Source organism: Phaeocystidibacter luteus (assembly GCF_008933115.1).
Taxonomy (GTDB): Bacteria; Bacteroidota; Bacteroidia; order Flavobacteriales; family Schleiferiaceae; genus Phaeocystidibacter; species Phaeocystidibacter luteus.
In genome coordinates this window covers 50,884-68,743 of the sequence record NZ_WBVO01000002.1, presented here as the reverse complement: position 1 = coordinate 68,743, position 17,860 = coordinate 50,884, and the positions used below count along the sequence as shown (strand labels likewise).

General features: G+C 47.1%; 13 protein-coding genes. 7 read left to right on the top strand and 6 right to left on the bottom strand.

Translation table 11 applies throughout. The features are described from left to right. Window positions 1-43: 43 nt before the first annotated feature. The 6 genes from F8C67_RS04090 to F8C67_RS04065 are packed head-to-tail and all read right to left on the bottom strand — an operon-like array spanning window position 44 to window position 6,833. Window positions 44-1,399 (bottom strand): murein hydrolase activator EnvC family protein, encoded by a 1,356-nt coding sequence (locus F8C67_RS04090; RefSeq protein ID WP_170266356.1) that lies wholly within the window; start codon window positions 1,397-1,399, stop codon window positions 44-46. Next, complete coding sequence (locus tag F8C67_RS04085; protein WP_151666539.1) at window positions 1,383-2,171, bottom strand: DUF4292 domain-containing protein; 789 nt, start codon at window positions 2,169-2,171, stop codon at window positions 1,383-1,385. The genes F8C67_RS04090 and F8C67_RS04085 overlap by 17 nt, the downstream gene beginning before the upstream one ends. Continuing rightward, window positions 2,158-3,882, bottom strand: coding sequence for a tetratricopeptide repeat protein (locus F8C67_RS04080; protein ID WP_170266355.1), 1,725 nt, complete (start codon window positions 3,880-3,882; stop codon window positions 2,158-2,160). Before F8C67_RS04080 ends, F8C67_RS04085 begins: the two co-directional genes overlap by 14 nt. A gap of 4 nt (window positions 3,883-3,886) precedes the next feature. Beyond that, window positions 3,887-4,894 carry a sugar nucleotidyltransferase gene (locus F8C67_RS04075; protein ID WP_151666537.1) on the bottom strand — a complete coding sequence of 336 codons (1,008 nt, stop codon included), beginning with the start codon at window positions 4,892-4,894 and terminating at the stop codon, window positions 3,887-3,889. 17 nt (window positions 4,895-4,911) lie between these two features. After that, complete coding sequence (gene dut / locus F8C67_RS04070; protein WP_151666786.1) at window positions 4,912-5,346, bottom strand: dUTP diphosphatase; 435 nt, start codon at window positions 5,344-5,346, stop codon at window positions 4,912-4,914. After that, window positions 5,346-6,833 (bottom strand): oligosaccharide flippase family protein, encoded by a 1,488-nt coding sequence (locus tag F8C67_RS04065; RefSeq protein ID WP_151666536.1) that lies wholly within the window; start codon window positions 6,831-6,833, stop codon window positions 5,346-5,348. The genes dut and F8C67_RS04065 overlap by 1 nt, the downstream gene beginning before the upstream one ends. Window positions 6,834-7,075: 242 nt before the next feature. Between F8C67_RS04065 and F8C67_RS04060 the strand changes: the two genes are divergently transcribed. The 7 genes from F8C67_RS04060 to F8C67_RS04030 all read left to right on the top strand — a co-directional run bounded on the left by F8C67_RS04060 (window position 7,076) and on the right by F8C67_RS04030 (window position 17,829). Next, window positions 7,076-7,510, top strand: a complete 435-nt coding sequence (locus F8C67_RS04060; protein ID WP_151666535.1) for a T9SS type A sorting domain-containing protein — start codon at window positions 7,076-7,078, stop codon at window positions 7,508-7,510. Between the two features lie 1,328 nt (window positions 7,511-8,838). Beyond that, the gene (locus F8C67_RS04055) at window positions 8,839-9,780 is read left to right on the top strand and encodes a pyridoxal-phosphate dependent enzyme (protein WP_151666534.1); all 942 of its coding nucleotides are present in this window, start codon (window positions 8,839-8,841) and stop codon (window positions 9,778-9,780) included. Between the two features lie 39 nt (window positions 9,781-9,819). Beyond that, window positions 9,820-10,395, top strand: coding sequence for a sigma-70 family RNA polymerase sigma factor (locus F8C67_RS04050; protein ID WP_151666533.1), 576 nt, complete (start codon window positions 9,820-9,822; stop codon window positions 10,393-10,395). Then, entirely contained in the window at window positions 10,392-12,713 is a 2,322-nt protein-coding gene (locus tag F8C67_RS04045; protein ID WP_151666532.1) for a serine/threonine protein kinase, read from the top strand. Before F8C67_RS04050 ends, F8C67_RS04045 begins: the two co-directional genes overlap by 4 nt. 77 nt (window positions 12,714-12,790) lie before the next feature. Beyond that, window positions 12,791-13,513 (top strand): PP2C family protein-serine/threonine phosphatase, encoded by a 723-nt coding sequence (locus tag F8C67_RS04040; protein WP_170266354.1) that lies wholly within the window; start codon window positions 12,791-12,793, stop codon window positions 13,511-13,513. 358 nt (window positions 13,514-13,871) lie between these two features. Then, window positions 13,872-15,677, top strand: a complete 1,806-nt coding sequence (uvrC, locus tag F8C67_RS04035) for an excinuclease ABC subunit UvrC (protein ID WP_151666530.1) — start codon at window positions 13,872-13,874, stop codon at window positions 15,675-15,677. Further along, window positions 15,670-17,829 (top strand): patatin-like phospholipase family protein, encoded by a 2,160-nt coding sequence (locus F8C67_RS04030; RefSeq protein ID WP_151666529.1) that lies wholly within the window; start codon window positions 15,670-15,672, stop codon window positions 17,827-17,829. The genes uvrC and F8C67_RS04030 overlap by 8 nt, the downstream gene beginning before the upstream one ends. Window positions 17,830-17,860 lie beyond the last annotated feature (31 nt).

Below are 17,860 nucleotides of genomic sequence, written 5' to 3'. Positions count from 1 at the left end.
CCCAAACCACAGAATGTTGTGTCAATAAAAGTCAGTTAGTTTTTTAACGAGACAGCCAAGGTAATGGATCCTCAAGCTGATCATTCTGCCAAAGACCGAACTGCAAAACAGTTTGACTGTCAACTGGATCTGTATAAATCCTACCTAGATTTTGACGTGCAGTAATCTGCTCCCCTTCCTTCACATACACCTCACTTAGGTTGCCGTAGTGGGTGTAGTAATTACCATGTTGTACAATGACCGTGAACGGCGAGCCTGGAATTCTAATCACGCGGATGACCACTCCGTCAAAAGCTGCACGGGCTTCAGAACCCGCCTGCGTTCCAATCTCAATGTGTGGGTTGTTGATTTTAATGGTAGGATTCGCTGGGTGCGGCTGACGTCCGAATCGACCAACGATAATTCCTCTTTCTACCGGCCAAGGTAAGTTACCCTTATTCGCCTCAAAGTTTCGAGCTAACCTCGCCACGTCAGGTGTCATAGCAAAAGAAGACGTTGCCGGCTCTGGCTCTGGTGTTGGCGTCGTTGCCCTTGCCCGTGCTTCGGCAATGAGGGTCTCCAATCTTGAGTTGCTGGTTCTATCGTTGAAGTCTGTCCCCTTTACCAAGCCAGCCGAGAGCGCCCTATCTTCCAATGCCTTTCGCTGTGCTCGTGCTCTTTCCTTTCGAATTTCTTCGGCGATAATTTTCTGAATCTCTTCTTCCAAACGGTTGGCCTCTGCCTGCTTAGAGGAGATTTGAGATTCGAGCGACCCTTCCGTTTCCTGAAGCTCAACAATGGCGCGCTGTTGCTCCTGCCTTTCGGCCAGAATGGAATTGCGCTCTGATTCCTTTTGTACGCGAAGTCCCTCCTTTTCTTCCTTCTGTCGGCTGAGCATATCTATTTCATGCTCTAACTCCGCTTGTCTCTCCTCAATAGCCGCTACCTGTTGTCGACGATATGAACTGTACTGTCGGAGATACTGAACCCGGCGTACCGCTTGTGCAAAGTTCTGGCTTGAAAGAACGAACATCAGTCGACCTGTTTCCGATTTCGACTTGTAGGCCTGACGGATCATCTCAGCATACTCAGCCTTGAGTGTGTCAATCTCATTTCTCAAGGATTGAATGTGATCCTCTTGTTCTTCTATCTCTTCTTCAATAAGCTCAATTTCACGGTCAATGGTACGGAGGAGCTCTTCTCGAATTCTGAGTTTTTGATTGATGGTTTGTAGTGAAGTCACCGTCGCCTGGCGATTCTGACGTGCTTCTTCGAGAATCTTATTCGCCAATTCGATCTCATCTTGCAGCTGAATCTTTCGGCTGCGAAGCTCTTCCTTCTTCGTTTGCTGACCAACGGCCGACAAGCTCAGAAGCAATGCCATAAAGACGAGTGAAATGTACTTAGCGAATGCGCTCATATCCATCTGGTACGCTAAAAGGAATGTACAAATCTACATCTCTCAACACATCTCTGTGGTTGAATTGGATTGATATTTTGCCATCCCAGTTCAGCATTAACATCACGTCATACGGAATACCGGTATCCGTTTCTAAATAGGTATAATTGATATCGACACTTCTTAGACTGTCATTAATAGACTGTCTCGTAAGAGGTAGACCGCGCACATAGCCATATTTATACTGATACACGGGTGATGTATACTGAAACAGTGAGTCTGCCGGATCACCAATCGCGTCTACCAATACTATCCCCGGCTCTACCGATAAGGATATATCATCACTCTTCTCTGGAATAAACATCGGTTCACCCAAAAGAACAGCTTGAAGGTGGTAGAAATTCAAACTAACCCCAAAGGCCTCTTTCACAACCTCTGCTCCTCCAGCCATCCATGACTTTTCAAATCGATTGTACATCACTGCGCTATCAGGATAAATCACAGCTCGCGCTAGCTTCAACCCAACATACGGATCTGTAATGTCCATCCAAATCACGCTATCCCTTGCTATGCGAATGGTGTATCCGAAGGAAACCTCTTGGTCTGGAGAATCGTAATTGGCCGAACCTACAAACTCCACCACGTTGGCAGAATCGAGGCTTGTTCGCATGGCTGAAAAGAAGTCTTTCTCTTCAACCGAATCTGTGGATACGTCGAAGAGCAACTCTTTTGGTCCACAAGCGGCAACCAAAAACAGGAGTGCAATTACGGATATGTGCTTACTGTAGCGCATCTAACTTTTGTCTAATTCGATCGGCATTACCACCCAACTGGATGGCTCTATTCCAAGCTGATCGGGCCTCATCCATTCTTCCTAAAGCGGATAAAATATCACCTCTATGCTCCATGATGTCTGGCGAAGAGCTCCCGCCATATTCGATTGCTTTCTCAATGGCTTCGAAGGCGCGTTCGTCATTCTTCATGCGATAGTAAATCCAAGCCTTAGTGTCCCAGAAGTTGGCTTCATGCGGACGAAGTTCTATGGCTTGATCTATCAAATTCATGGCAAAGACCAGCTTCTCTTCTCTCAATGCCAAATAGTATGCCCAATTGTTACGGGCCAAGGCATCGTACTGATTTCGGTCGACGAGCTGCTTAAAGTAGTCGTCGCTTTCATCATAATTTCCAGCCAAGTGATGTGCCCTTGCCAACTCCATAATGAACTGCTGATGCAATTCTGGACTGCCCATGGCGTATAGCTCGCCGTCTTCTAAAGCGGCAATGGCCTCATCGTATTGCTGACGTTCTAAGTGTGAAATTGCCAGGAAGAAATATCCTCCTGGTTGATTTGGATATAGCTCTAAAACGTTTTCAGCATCCACTTGCAAAGAGTCCCACCACGCTAATTGGGCATCGGTTTTCAATATCTCTTGCCACACAACCCACTTATCTCCTCCCGGAAGCCGGGTCGCTTTCCGCCACAGATTCCTACTCTCCATCGGCCTATTCGCCCTAATGGAGAAGTCTGCTTTTAGCACATAGGCCTTGGGGTCGTGCGGGTGAACAGAAATAATGGTGTCGAGCATTTCGAATGCAAATGGGAGTACACTTGGGCGCGAATCTGCGAGCTGCATGAACACTCCCATGACGCCCACTTTTGGATCTATCCCCAAGTCTTTACTACCAATGGCCTTACGCAGGTGGTACTGAGCGCTATCCACTTTGTTTTGAGTGAACAACATCTCGGCCACTTGCATGTGAGCTCTAGGGTCATTCGGGTTGATTTCGAGAATCTCTTGAAAAACTTGGATGGCCTCATCCTTGCGTCCCAGTTGCTTGTAAAACTCGGCAAGTCGACCCCTGTATTCAGACTGATTCGGAAACTTTTGAATCGCCTCCTTGAGCAAGGTTTCGGCTGATGCATAATCTCCTTCGTCCAAATAAATGCGAATCTTTTGATCGGTAAGCGCCGTGTTTGGTCCCAACAGAACTTCGAGGCGATCCATCTTTGCGATGGCCGAATCGGGCTCTCCCATTTCTAAATGCACCATCGCCATTTCCCAGATGTATTCGGGATTGGCTTCGTCTAGTCGCATCAACCTTCGAAGGGCTTCTGCTTCTGCTGATTTATCAAACTCTCGTTTTGAAACTTCCCAAAGCGAACGTGCCACCCAAACATTACTGTCGTCGACTGCCAAGGCTTTATTCAAATACTCCTTTGCCTTGGCTGTATTCCCTTCATTGAGGTAATAGTTGCCAAGCTCGAAGTTCACAGTGGGATGGTTCGGGTTGATTTCGGCACACTTCATAAATGCGCTAAAAGCCTCCTCTTCATTTCCGATAGACTTGAGTCTCTGAGCTTCGAAGAAGGCCTGCGCAAATCGGTACTGCGTTTCGGCAGAAAGCTCGGCATCTGGGATGCGCACCTCGAGCGTATCTTCCTGAGCAGGTGCGATAACGCCGCTGAGCGCGAAAATCAATATGAATACTGAGCTTAGCTTCAAATAATTAAGATTCCAAACGGCAGTAATCGCCGAGTGAGATTGATTTGAAATTACCGTCGAGAACAGCCTTGTTACCAATCATGGAATTCTCCAAGTTCATGTTCGACACCACGCTGTCTTCTTGAATGATGGTCGTGTTAATGTTCGAATTCTCAATAACGGTTCCGTTCCCCACGCTAACGTGCGGACCAACAGTAGAATTGCGCAAAACCACACCTTTACCAATGTAGCATGGCTCAATGATTTTGGAGTTCTCAAGAACCACATCATCGGAAACTAGGTTCTCCTCATCTTTCAAGAAAGTGAGAATGCGGTTGTTGGTGTCTACTGTAACGTCTTTGTTACCGCAATCCATCCATTCATCCACCTTGCCGGGCTTGAACTTGAGCCCTTTGTTCTTCATATTGTCGAGCGCATCTGTAATCTGATACTCGCCTTTATCGGTAATGTTGTTATCAATCAAATACTGAAGCTCATCGCGGAGGTTATCTCCATCTTTGAAGAAGTAGATCCCGATGATGGCAAGATCAGACACAAATTCAGTAGGCTTTTCTACAAATTCTGTGATTGTGCCTTCATCATCCATATTCACTACACCAAAAGCACTCGGATCTTCTACGCGTTTCACCCAGATCACTCCGTCGTTAGAAGTGTCGAGCGTAAAGTCAGCACGGAATAGTGTGTCGGCAAAGGCTACAACACACGGACCAGTGATAGATGGCTTTGCGCACAGAATGGCGTGTGCGGTTCCCAATGGTTCATCTTGATGGTAGATTGACCCTTTGGCACCGAGAGATTCGGCAACGCTGATGAGATGATCTTCCGTTTCCTTGCCGAAATCGCCAATAACAAAGGCAATTTCTTCAACTTTCTGTCCGGCAACTTTCACGATATCCTCCACTAATCGTTGAACGATTGGTTTACCAGCGATGGGAATGAGTGGTTTTGGTACTGTGAGCGTATGAGGTCTGAGGCGGCTACCTCTACCGGCCATTGGTACAATAATCTTCATGAGTAAACGGGTTAAGCTTATGATTTTCCGGTTGATCCAAATCCACCACTTCCGCGGTCGGATTCTTCTAATGCGGGAACTTCTTCCCAAGTAACTTGCTCATGCTTTGCGATAACAAGCTGAGCGATGCGCTCTCCATCTTCAATTCTAAAGGGATTGCTTCCATGATTGATGAGGAGCACGCCTATCTCGCCGCGGTAATCTGCATCGATTGTCCCCGGGCTGTTTAATACGGTAATTCCATGTTTGAAGGCTAATCCACTGCGCGGACGAACCTGAGCCTCGTATCCTGCCGGAAGCTCCATGAACAGACCAGTTTTTACCAACGTATGGCTACCTGGGTTGAGGTCAATCGGAGATTCGAGATTAGCTCGAAGGTCGAGCCCAGCAGAAAGCGGGGTGGCATATTGAGGTGTGGCGTGGTGTGACTTATTAATCAACTTTACCTTCATCATCTTTTTCTAATGCGTTCGCTTACCAGTTGTATCAGCTTGCGTTCGTTAAATGCTACGGTTGCCACAAAGGCTAAAATGCAGCCCAATTGAACGAGAAAGTCTGGTCTGGCGTATTCGAAGGCAAGATAGCCCAATACCGATGAAATAAAAAGGTAAAGCAGGATGGTTCCAATCGGATATGGAATAGGGTAATACTTCTGTCCGAACAAGTACGAAGAAGCCGCCATAGCCGAGTAACTAGCAAGTGTTGCCCAGGCCGCACCCATGATTCCAATCTTCGGTATCAAATACACGTTTAATCCGATGGTGAATACGAGACCAATCCCCGTGATGACCATACCGAAGGAGGTGCGGTCGGCCAGCTTGTACCAGATGGAGATATTTGTGTGAAGACCCAGAATCACGTTGGCGAGTAGCAGGATTGGGAGAACATCCATCCCTACCCAGAACGAATCATCGCGAATAAAGAGCTCTTTAAGTGGGTCGGCAAAAGCGAGGACAGTTACCAGGCCAAAGCACATAACAATGGTGAAGGCTCGCAGAATTTGTGCGAAAAGCTTTCGATCCGTTCCCTTTGCTCCTTCAGAGAAGAAGAGTGGTTCCGCTGCGTAACGGAATGCTTGATTGAAAAGCACAAGTGCAATAGAGAGCTTATAGATTGCCGAGTAAATACCGAGTTGGGTTTCCGCAACATCCTTAGGTAGAAGATACTTGATGAACTGTCGGTCGATCATCTCATTCGCAACTCCTGCAAGGCCGGCCAGCATGAGTGGGAATGAAAACTTGAACATCTCGCGCCAAATCTGCCAATCAAACCCCTTGCGAACCTTCCAAATGATAGGTGCTAAATCCAATAGCATAGCGGCGTTGGCGATAATGTTGGCGGCGAGCACATAAACGACCAGATTATCCACATCCATCATACCCTTCGCCCACTCGGCCGTACTTCCGGTGCCTTTCGCCAATTCTGGCAAGAGCATGAAGAAGAACAAGTTCATGAGGATGTTAATGGCGATAACAGTTAATCGATTTCGCACAAATCGCCTTGCTCTGCGGTCGCTTCGAAGCTTTGCCAAAGGAACTGCGGCGATGACATCTGCAGATATGATCCCCAGGAGCAGGAAGAGAAACTCGGGATGATCCTCATAGCGCATTGCCTTGAGGATAGAATCACCGAAAAGAAAAACGGCACCTAAGAAGAATGCGGTTGAAACGAGGATACTGCGGGTCGCAGTAGCAAAAACGAGATCGGATTTATCCTTGTACTTCTCTGTGAATCTGAAGAACCCTGTCTCAAAGCCATAGGTAAGCAGCACCATGAGAAAGGCTAATATGCTGTAGAGGTCGGCATTCACACCGTACTCCGCCCGTGTCATATAGCTCGTATGAAGTGGAACGAGCACAAAATTGAGAACACGTCCAAGGATGCTACTCAATCCATACAATGCGGTGTCTCCTGTAAGTCGCTTAAAAGTTTGAAGCACTTGAGGCTAGTTGAGCGGGGTTACTGTGCCAAATGTAAGGTATATCGGCGTGGTACGGGTGTCCGAAGCCGAACGAACAACTGTTCACAATCGGACACTTTTTGTTAATAAACGTCCAAAAACGCCCTGTTTTCGCGTTGGCACGCCGTTTTCAATAGTATGGCACGAGAGCGGTTGAGCAACCGCAATCAACAAAAACACACAACACACACTGAAACAACAAGAACTTAAAAACTCACACCATGAAAGCTCTAAAACCACTTCTCACCGCGGCGATAGCCACCTTCCTAATAAGTGCTCCGGCGCTTGCTCAACCAACCACTCCTGGTCCAGACGAAACCACTCCGGCGGTTCGTACGACGCCAGACAATCCGAATGAGGATCCAGACCGCAAGCCTGCGGACCTCGGAACTGAGGAGGCACAAGTACAAGCCCTCAAACTTTACCCTAACCCCAGCATTGGAAGTGAGTTCACTATGGATCTCCCTTTGAATGATGACGAGCCGATTGCGATGTTCGTATACGACATGAACGGTCGTGTAATTGATCGCAAGCAAGGCTCGTATGGGGAACTTCGCCACTTCCGCTTCCGTCACCTTCAAGAAGCGGCCTATATAGTTAAGGTGTTTTCTAAAGACATCCTTTTCCAGTCTCGTGTACTCGTAGTACACCGATAATTGTGCGTTAACGTCTACTAGCTTTGCTCTGTAAAAGGACCTCATCAAAGCGAGTGTGCACGTTAGGTTTTGGAGGAGATCGTCGAGAGGCGGTCTCTTTTTTTATTCCGCTACGCGGAAAAGGGTAAGCTCGTACCTCGCAAGAATCTTCGCCGTTGGCAAGATTAAGGCTTCGTTCCTCAGCAAGGCATTCTGCGAATGCAAGACAGCAGATTCCTTCTCATTGCACAAATCCTACCACTTCAACTCTACCATCGCACACCTTCATATCGACTCTAATTGATCTTACTGTGAACAAGCAAGAATCTTCGTCGCTGGCGAGATTTAAGCTTCGCTCCTCAGCAAGGCATTCTGCGAATGCAAGACAGCAGATTCCTTCTCATTGCACAAATCCTACCACTTCAACTCTACCATAGCATAGCTCCAAATAGTCTCCAATTGACATGACTATGAACTAGGAAGAATCTTCGCCGCTAGCGAGATTAAGGCTTCGTTCCTCAGCAAGGTATTCTGCGAATGAAAGTCAGCAGATTCTTTCTCAATGCACAAATCCTACCACTTCGACCATACCATAGCTTCAGATAATCTCCAATTGACCTGACTATGAACTAGGAAGAATCTTCGCCGCTAGCGAGATTAAGGCTTCGTTCCTCAGCAAGGCATTCTGCGAATGCAAGTCAGCAGATTACTTCTCAATGAACAAATCCTACCACTTCGACCATACCATAGCTTCAGATAATCTCCCATTGACCTGACTATGAACTAGGAAGAATCTTCGCCGCTAGCGAGATTAAGGCTTCGTTCCTCAGCAAGGCATTCTGCGAATGAAAGTCAGCAGATTACTTCTCAATGCACAAATCCACCCACTTCGACCATACCATAGCTTCAGATAATCTCCCATTGACCTGACTATGAACTAGGAAGAATCTTCACCACTAGCAAGATTAAGGCTTCGTTCCTCAGCAACGCATTCGGCGAATGAAAGTCATAAGATCAAGCTTCGCCAGAAATTAATCGCAGCTGCAACTTAATCATGAAAGCCAATAGTTCTTCTGCACTCTTGCGCAATCGCGCCCTTGCCGAGGAACGAGGCCTTAAGAGTTCGTTGTAAACAACTCTTCCTTAGCCCTTAATAAAAAGGGCTTCCAGCCCCTTCACAAAACTTTAACTCCCTCTCTCCCACCCTCCTGTGCGGGTTTTCCTACATGAAGTCGCTTATCATGTAGAGGGTAGTTTTTCATAGGTTAGGTTTTTGGTTGGTTGAGCCGCAAGGCTCACTATTTGACCCTCGATAGCCCCCGTATTTATATGGGGGCTATTTTTGTTACATGCATCCAAATCTATCCTTCCACAAAGAGGTGCTCAACCTCATTTCGCCATACGTGCACAGAACCCCAGTTCTCACAAGCAGCTCGCTGAATGACGAGGTTGGCGCCGAGTTCTTCTTCAAAGCCGAACATCTTCAACGCATGGGCGCCTTCAAAATGAGGGGCGCTACACATGCCGCCATGCGGTTGTCAGACAGCTCACGCAAACTCGGGCTCGTAACCCACAGCTCAGGAAATCACGGACAAGCAGTGGCTCTCGCCGCCAAAAGCCTCGGTATTCCTGCACATGTGGTTGTGCCCAGAAATGCGCCTAAATCGAAACTGGAAGCCATGATTGGCTACGGTGCCCAAATCTCCTTTTGTGAACCTACACAGGAAGCTCGCGAAAAAATGGCGGCTGAAATTGTGGCTGAAACAGGTGGGCATTTTATCCACCCATCTAACAATGAAAATGTGATTTGGGGTCAAGGTACCGCAGCACTAGAACTGCTAGAAGACGTGCCCAACCTTGATATTATAATAGTTGCCGTGGGTGGTGGCGGGCTTCTCGCCGGGACTTGTCTCGCCGCAAAAGCCATCAATCCAAATATTGAAGTCATCGCCGCGGAGCCCGAACTGGTTTCAGACGCCTATGAATCATTGCAAGCCGGCGAGATCATACCGTCTTCCGGGGCCGCCACAATTGCAGATGGACTCAGAACCAGCCTTGGATCTATCAACTTCCCCGTCATCAAAAAGTACACATCCGAAATCCTACTCGTGAATGAAGATGAAATCGCTGCCGCAACAAAATGGACTTGGTCGCGAATGAAGCAAATCATAGAGCCATCAGCCGGTGTGCCCTTGGCGGCGGTGAGACGGTATCCAGAGAAGTTTCGCGGTAAACGCGTAGGAATCATCCTATGTGGTGGAAATACGGATTTGGACGCTCTTCCGTTCTGAGCTATCAATTTGTATCTTCGAAACAAGACTACCTCTACTATGGCCAATCCGCAGCACTTTACCAAAGTTCTTAAAGACCTAAAAGACGGTGACGATAAAGCCGCCGATGTACTGTTTCCTATGCTTTACGATGAACTCCGCAGCATGGCAGGAAACTACATGAGGTATGAGAACAAAGGACACACCCTTCAGCCTACCAGTCTCGTTCACGAGGCTTATGTGAAATTAATTGGTCAGGATGATGTTGACTGGCAAGGAAGAACCCACTTTTTGGCTGTAAGCGCCCAAGCCATGCGTCGAATACTTGTCGACCATGCCAGGACAAAGCGACGTAAAAAACGCGGTGGCGATGTGAAAAAAGTGAATGTGGATGACGTAGAGTTCAAACTGCTCGACCCTGAAGTCGGTGAACACGTACTAGCCATAGATGAGGCACTTACCCACCTAGAAGAAATTGACCCCCTACAAGCGAAAATCGTCGAAATGAGATTCTTCACCGGAATGACGGTGCAAGAAGTCGCGGATGCACTCGGCTATTCCAAACGGAAAATTGAGTCTGAGTGGACCATGATTAAAGCATGGCTGCGAAAAAATGTACGCCTTGAAGGGAAATGATGAAACCAGAACAATATCAGAAGGTAAAAGAAGTATTTCAGGAAGCGATTGAGCTTCCCCGAAATAAACGTCCAGCTTTTGTTCACGAAGCTTGCGACGGTGATGAAGTGCTCATTGCTGAAGTGATGGAACTCCTCGCCAATCACTCTGAAGATTCACTCCTCACCAACGAAAGAGAAGATGAACCTCAGACTAAAAGCAAGAGCTCGGAAGGACCAAGATCCAATCGTAGAATTGGCAAACATACCGATACACTCTTTTCGAAAAGATCCATTTGGCTGGAGCGCTTCTTTGGCACGCGAACACGCTTTGGCGTTACGCTTATCATTACTTTCATCCTTCTCATTGTTCTCGGATATTGGTCGCATACCCAAGTAAAAAACAGCCTTGAGGAAATCCGAGCGGAAGAACTCCAAACGGTTCTGGAGGCGGACGTCCTCGCCCTCGAAATATGGATCAACGATTACCGAAATTCTGTAAAAAGCTGGTCGAGAACACCCGAACTCAGCGATGAAATAGAGTACATTCTCAACTATGGGAACTGTCCCCTGTGTATCGAGGAGCTTCAATTCGCGCCTTGGCAAGACACGATTACGGCCATCCTTAGACCCTTCTTAGAAGATTCCCGAAGTGCTGGATACAATGTGTTCGACACCGATGGATATGTCTTCTCCGCAAACAAGCGCTCCGTGATTGGCAACCGACTCAATCAAGTTGGATTCCGCGAACTCGTTGCTTTCGGGGAGGCCGGTGGTTCCTTCCGTGCTCCGTTTGATCCTTCGCAAATAATCTATGAAGACGCCCGAGTAAAATCGATTTACGAAAGGCCAATCGTGTGGGCGGGCAATCCACTTTACAATGATTCTGCCCAACTCATCGGGTACTTTGGTGTGGGTCGATATGCAGATGAAGGCTTCTCCGACATCATTAGTATTGCCGAGGTAGGTAAGACAGGTGAAACCTATGCGTTCAATCGCAACGGACTCATGCTCACACAAAGCCGATTTGCTGAGCAACTGCAAACAATTGGAATTCTTCCCGAAGGAAACAATCCGAAATCGGCTCTGAAAGTGTCATTGCGAGACCCTGGCGGCAACCTATTGGAGGGTTATAAGCCAGACGGACCACGCGGAAGTCAACCCTTTACGCGTCCCGTAGCACTCGCCCTTGCCAGCATAGAAGATACCTCGGTTGCCACCATGGCCGTCGTGACTGAGCCCTACCGAGATTATCGGGGTGTAACCGTAATTGGCGCCTACCACTGGTTCCCCGAGTACAATTTTGGTCTTGTTACTGAAGTGGACTACGAAGAGGCCTTCTCGCCACTCGTTTATATCGATAATACCTTCCTAGTTCTCATTCTGATTTTGGCCTTGGTTATTACTTATTCCCTGTACTCTTCACTGCGCTTCTTAGGTTTGAAACGCAAAGTCGGTGAAGCCGTGCAACTAGGTCAATACACCTTGGTGAGAAAAATTGGCGAGGGTGGAATTGGCGAAGTTTATCTGGCAGATCATGCGCTGCTGAAGCGACCAACAGCCATCAAAATATTGAAAGCCGATCACGTTTCCTCTGAAGTCATTGAACGCTTTGAGCGAGAGGTACAATTGGCCTCGCGACTTACCCATCCAAATACCATTGAGATTTATGACTTCGGCAGAACGAACGAAGGCGTATTCTACTATGCGATGGAACTTCTGAACGGATTTACGCTCGCTCAAGTAGTTCAAATGCAAGGCGAAATGCCGGTGGCTAGAGTACTTCACATACTTCGTCAGGCTACGGCCTCCATTGCTGAAGCACACAGCATCGACCTTATTCACCGCGACATCAAGCCTCAAAACATCATGTTGGTACAACGAGGTGGTGAACACGACGTGGTAAAGGTTCTCGACTTTGGCTTGGTGAAAGACTTGACGGCTGATGAAGCTGAACAAACACGCACTACTCAGCTTACAGGAACCCCATTGTACATGGCACCGGAACGGATTAAATCTCCAACCACAAGCGATAAGCGGAGCGACCTGTACGCGTTGGGCGCAGTTGCATACTACCTATTGGCGGGAGAGGCTCTATTCCGGTATTCGACTGAAATTGACATTATGTACCAGGTGGTGAATACGGATCCGGAACCACTTCACAAAGTGAATAAAGAAGTACCTAAAGACGTCAGCAATTTTGTGCAGAGTTTGTTGGCTAAAGATCCAGATGAACGACCTCAATCCGCCAAAGAAATGCTTCAGGGTCTCTCGAAACTTTCGTCAAAACATACCTGGACGGAAGAAGATGCTGAAAAATGGTGGGCTAGATTTAAATGATATACGGAAATCGCTTTCACTTGTCGCGTTATATAACGAAGACTCAAGGAAGTACAACTTAGAACATAGTGCGTCTGGTGCATTACATACTCAGTCATCCCGGTAAAAGAAAAAGCAATGAAGACAGTGTCTTTCCCGAACACGTGAACGGTGTTGGGGCAAGGTCGTTTATTGTGTGCGACGGTGTTGGTGGTCATCGCAATGGCGAGATTGCCTCGGGTATTGTAAGCCGCGAAGTTGGACAGCGATTAGTGATGCACGAAGCACCTGGCGAGCGTGAGATTTTAGAGGCCATCGACCATGCCGAGAAGAAGCTTGCAGAGCACAGTGATGATTTTCCTGACTGCAAGGGAATGGCATCGACGCTAGTTGGATTTCACCCCATTGATGATGAAAAGGGCTATGCCTATTGGGTAGGAGACAGTCGACTCTACCACATCCGCAATTCGGAAATCGTTTTTAAAACGAAGGATCATAGCTTGGTTCAAATGATGGTGGATAGTGGCGAAATGACCGAGGCAGAAGCGCTAAGCAGCCGCTCCAAGAACGTCATTATGCAGGCCATTAACGACGGAAGAAGAAAAGCAGAGCCAGAAATTGCATTGTTAGAAGACTTGCGTGAAGGCGACTATATCCTTCTTCTTTCAGACGGCATTTTGGAGGGATGTACGGAGGATGACCTTATTCTTCACCTCAATTCCAACCCACTTAAAGAAGCGGTAACCGAAATCCGCAAGAAGTGCGAAGTTCACTCGAACGACAATTTCTCGCTCATCGCTATAGAAATTCACCACGCATAAAAAAAGGAGCTTCTACCTCAATTGGCTCCGCGGTGAAGAAAGGCTCGGTCTTTAAAAGGCTCAGAAAATCAAAGACAGATTCCGCAAAGTTTCCTAGGTATCAGCTCCTATCGCTTGCACAGGAACGCGCGCTTGACGATCCTAATGGACTGTCGCGCAGAACAAACGTATGCAAAAAATAGTAAGTGTACTATTTACACTTAGAAAAAATTTTTATCTTGCACCCGGTTAAGCAACGAATTCTACGGATTCGACTCATGGGTTAGAGAAAGCCGGGACACTCGGTTTTCTCTTTTTTTATTTCCGAAAACCCCATAAACCCTAGTGTTTGAGCCATCCTCTTCCCTATCTTTGAGTGATGAGCGCCAAATCTGAACACATTCAGAACCTTCTCAAGACACTACCCAATAAGCCAGGTGTTTACCAGCACCTCGATGCAGAAGGAAAAATTCTTTACGTCGGTAAAGCAAAGAATCTCAAAAAGAGAGTAAGCAGCTATTTCACCAAATCACATGACAATGCACGCACGTACATGTTGGTGAAAAAAGTGAAGGACGTTCGCACCATTGTGACCGAAACGGAATTTGACGCTCTCTTGCTCGAGAACAACCTCATCAAAGAATACCAGCCCAAGTACAACGTCAACCTTAAGGACGACAAGACGTACCCATGGATTTGCATCAAAAATGAGCGCTTTCCGAGAATCTTCTCGACCCGCAACCCCATAAAAGACGGAAGCGAATACTTTGGTCCGTATGCCTCCGTTCGCGTCATGCGAACCGTTCTCGACTTGATTCGTCAGCTTTACAAACTTCGCACGTGTAACCTGAATCTCGCTCGTGAAAACATCGAATCCGGCAAGTACAAAGTGTGCCTTGAGTACCACATTAAGAACTGCTTAGGCCCGTGCGAGGGATTAGAGTCGGAAGAAGAATACAACGCCGATGTAGAATCAGCCCGGGAAATAATCAAAGGCAACATATCGGCCGTGATCCGACACCTCAAGGAGCAGATGCAGAAACATGCGGAGGAACTGCAATTTGAGCTAGCTCAAAGTGTAAAGGAGCGCATCGATTTGCTCCAGAAGTACCAGGCCAAGAGTACGGTTGTGAACCCGTCCATTACGAATGTGGATGTATTCACTGTAATGAGCGATGCCGAATATGGCTATGTAAACTACCTCAAGATCAATGAGGGAGCCATCGTTCAGGCACACACTGTAGAGCTCAAAAAGAAATTGGAAGAAACGGATAGCGAACTCCTCGAACTGAGTATCCCAGAAATTCGTCAACGATACAACAGCACCTCAAAAGACATCTACTTGTCGCATGAAGTAGAACTCGAGATTCCCGAAGTGAAAATTCACATTCCACAGCGGGGTGACAAGAAGCAGTTGATTGATATGAGCTTGCGCAATGCGCGCTACCACAGAGCGGAAAGGCTCAAGAACATTCAAATTGTGGATCCCGATCGACACACCAACCGTATCATGCAGCAGATGAAATCTGACTTGCGTTTGAGTGAGGAGCCGCGACATATTGAATGTTTCGACAACTCCAATATTCAAGGTTCACATCCTGTAGCGGCTTGTGTAGTTTTCAAAGACGGCAAGCCCGCGAAGAAAGACTATCGCCATTTCAACATTAAAACGGTTGAAGGCCCCGATGACTTTGCCAGTATGGAAGAAATCATACATCGCAGATATAGTCGCTTGCTGCAAGAAGGCGAAGACTTACCTCAACTAATTATTATTGATGGCGGTAAGGGACAACTTGGATCGGCCCTCAAAAGCCTCGAATTACTCGGACTGAGAGGGAAGATTGCCATCATTGGAATCGCCAAACGCTTGGAAGAAATATACTTTCCCGGTGATTCGGTACCCCTTTACCTCGATAAGCGGTCTGAAACACTAAAAATCATTCAACAAGCCCGAAACGAAGCCCATAGATTCGGTATCACTTTCCACCGCAAAAAGCGGAGTAAAGCTGCGGTAAAAAGTAAGCTTGAAGATATACCAGGGGTAGGTCCCGCGACAATTCAGCAGCTCCTCAAGAAATACAAAAGCGCCAAGCGCGTTGAAGGAGCATCAAAAACCGAACTAGAAGAATTAGTTGGGACGTCTAAAGCACAAAAAATTTGGTCGTACTTTCATCCTGATGCGTAAGCTACTCGGCATACTTCTCCTCATCGCGCTCTCATACACTTCCCATGCTCAAGAGCGCCCAAAAATCGGCCTTGCACTCAGCGGTGGAGGAGCAAAATCGATGTGCCATATCGGCGTGCTTCGCGAATTAGAATCCTACGGAATTCGTCCAGATTACATCACCGGAACCTCCATGGGGGCCATTATTGGAGCGATGTACGCCCACGGTTTTTCGCCAGATCAAATCGAGCAAATGCTCGCCACAGTAGATTGGGAAGCTCTACTTAACAACAACATCCCTAGGTACCACAGGTCGTATCTCGACAGAAAAAGTGAAGATCGATATACCTTCAGTTTATCGGTCGACAGCAACGGAATTGGACTTCCAGATGCTTTGAATTCTGGTCAGTATGTTCTCTCTACACTCTCCTACCTCTTCCAAGAAGTACACGACGACACCCTCTTTACAGATTTTCAGATTCCGTTTACTTGCGTGGGAACCGACCTCGAAACGGGTGAGATGATTGTGTTCGACCACGGAGATTTGCCTGCCATTCTACGCGCTAGCTCCGCCTTCCCATCCATCTTTTCACCTTACGAAATCAATGGTCGCCTTCTCGTAGATGGCGGCGTGAGAAACAACATTCCAATAGAGCTGCTTAAAGATCGAGGTATGGACTTCATCATCGCTTCGGACGCCCAAGCAACGCTTTACCAAAGGGAAGAACTCAACGACATGGTCACCATTCTCGAGCAGGTAGGGAGCTTTCCGAACATGACCTACTTCGAGGAGCAGAAGAAATACGCGGATATCATCATCCACCCACCTTTAGAGTCGTTCAACATTGTGAGCTACGAGTTCACCGATTCCATCATATTACTGGGAGCATTAGAGACCCAGAAGTACAAGGAGATTCTGTTGCCTCTTGGCGCTTCAACGCCTCTCCCTCCTATGCGCCCACCTTTTCCAAAAGACAGTTTGTACATCTCTTCTATTTACATCACAGGTAACGAAGAAACGTCCGAACGATTCATCAAATCTACCTTGGGAATTGATGAAAATTCACCTGCAGAAACGGAAGACCTCCGGGCTGGAATTGAAAAGCTTTATGGAAGTAACTTCTACGAGCACGTCGATTATCGACTGCACCGAAACTCATCTGGAGGTCATGATTTACAAGTGATTCTTCATGAAAAAGATTCAAATCAAGAGGTTCATCTTGGCGTTCATTACGACGATGATTTCAAGATTGGCGTCCTCTTCAATCTTACCGTCCGGAACGCACTCCTCAAAAACTCGAAATTTTCATTCGATGCCGTGCTTAGCGAGAATCCAAGAGGTGAATTGAGCTATATTTTTGAAAGAGGATTTATCCCAGCTTTGGGATTGAAAGTGGACTTTCATCAGTTCGATTCAAGGGTGTATGCAGATAGAAATCCCATCACTGAATACACCTACACTGATTTTAGTACAGAGGTGTTTATTCACTCAACGCTTTGGGATGTATACACCATTGGAGGTGGTGTTCGCCTTGAGAATATCGACATTAGTGAACCTATTTTGCGTTCGGAGATTCAAGAGTCCAATGCCACATATCTCAATTACTTCGGATTCATTGAATTTGATTCATTCAACAGAACGTATAAACCCAATAGTGGATTTTCCTTAGAGGGTGAGATAAAGTTGATTTCCGAGCAAGTTGACTTTTCTACCTACCTAGAACCTACCTCTGTAGTGCACCTGTCTTACGATCAGGCGTATAAGTTTAGCGACCGCTGGGGAGCAAGAACGAGAGCCCTTGGCGCCGCAACGCTGGGTCCAGACGCTCCATTTCCCTACTCCATATTCCTCGGGAGTATGGGCGAGAATTACACACAACACATCTTCCCTTTCATCGGGTACAGATACATGGAATTGTTCGGTAGAAATGCACTTACGTTGAGAGCTGACCTTTGGTACGAAGCTTTCGACAACCACTTTTTTACCGTTCATGCCAACGTTGGAAAACTAGAAGCTACAATCAACGATTTGTTCTCGTCGGATGTCCTACTCGATGGTTACGGTCTCTCTTACGGCTACAACAGTGCCATTGGCCCGCTCGAGCTTTTCATTACCAAAAGTACCAACCACTCCGAGCTCTTCACATATGTGCGATTGGGATTCTGGTTCTAGTCGATAAGAATCAATATCTTCACGAGGCCTC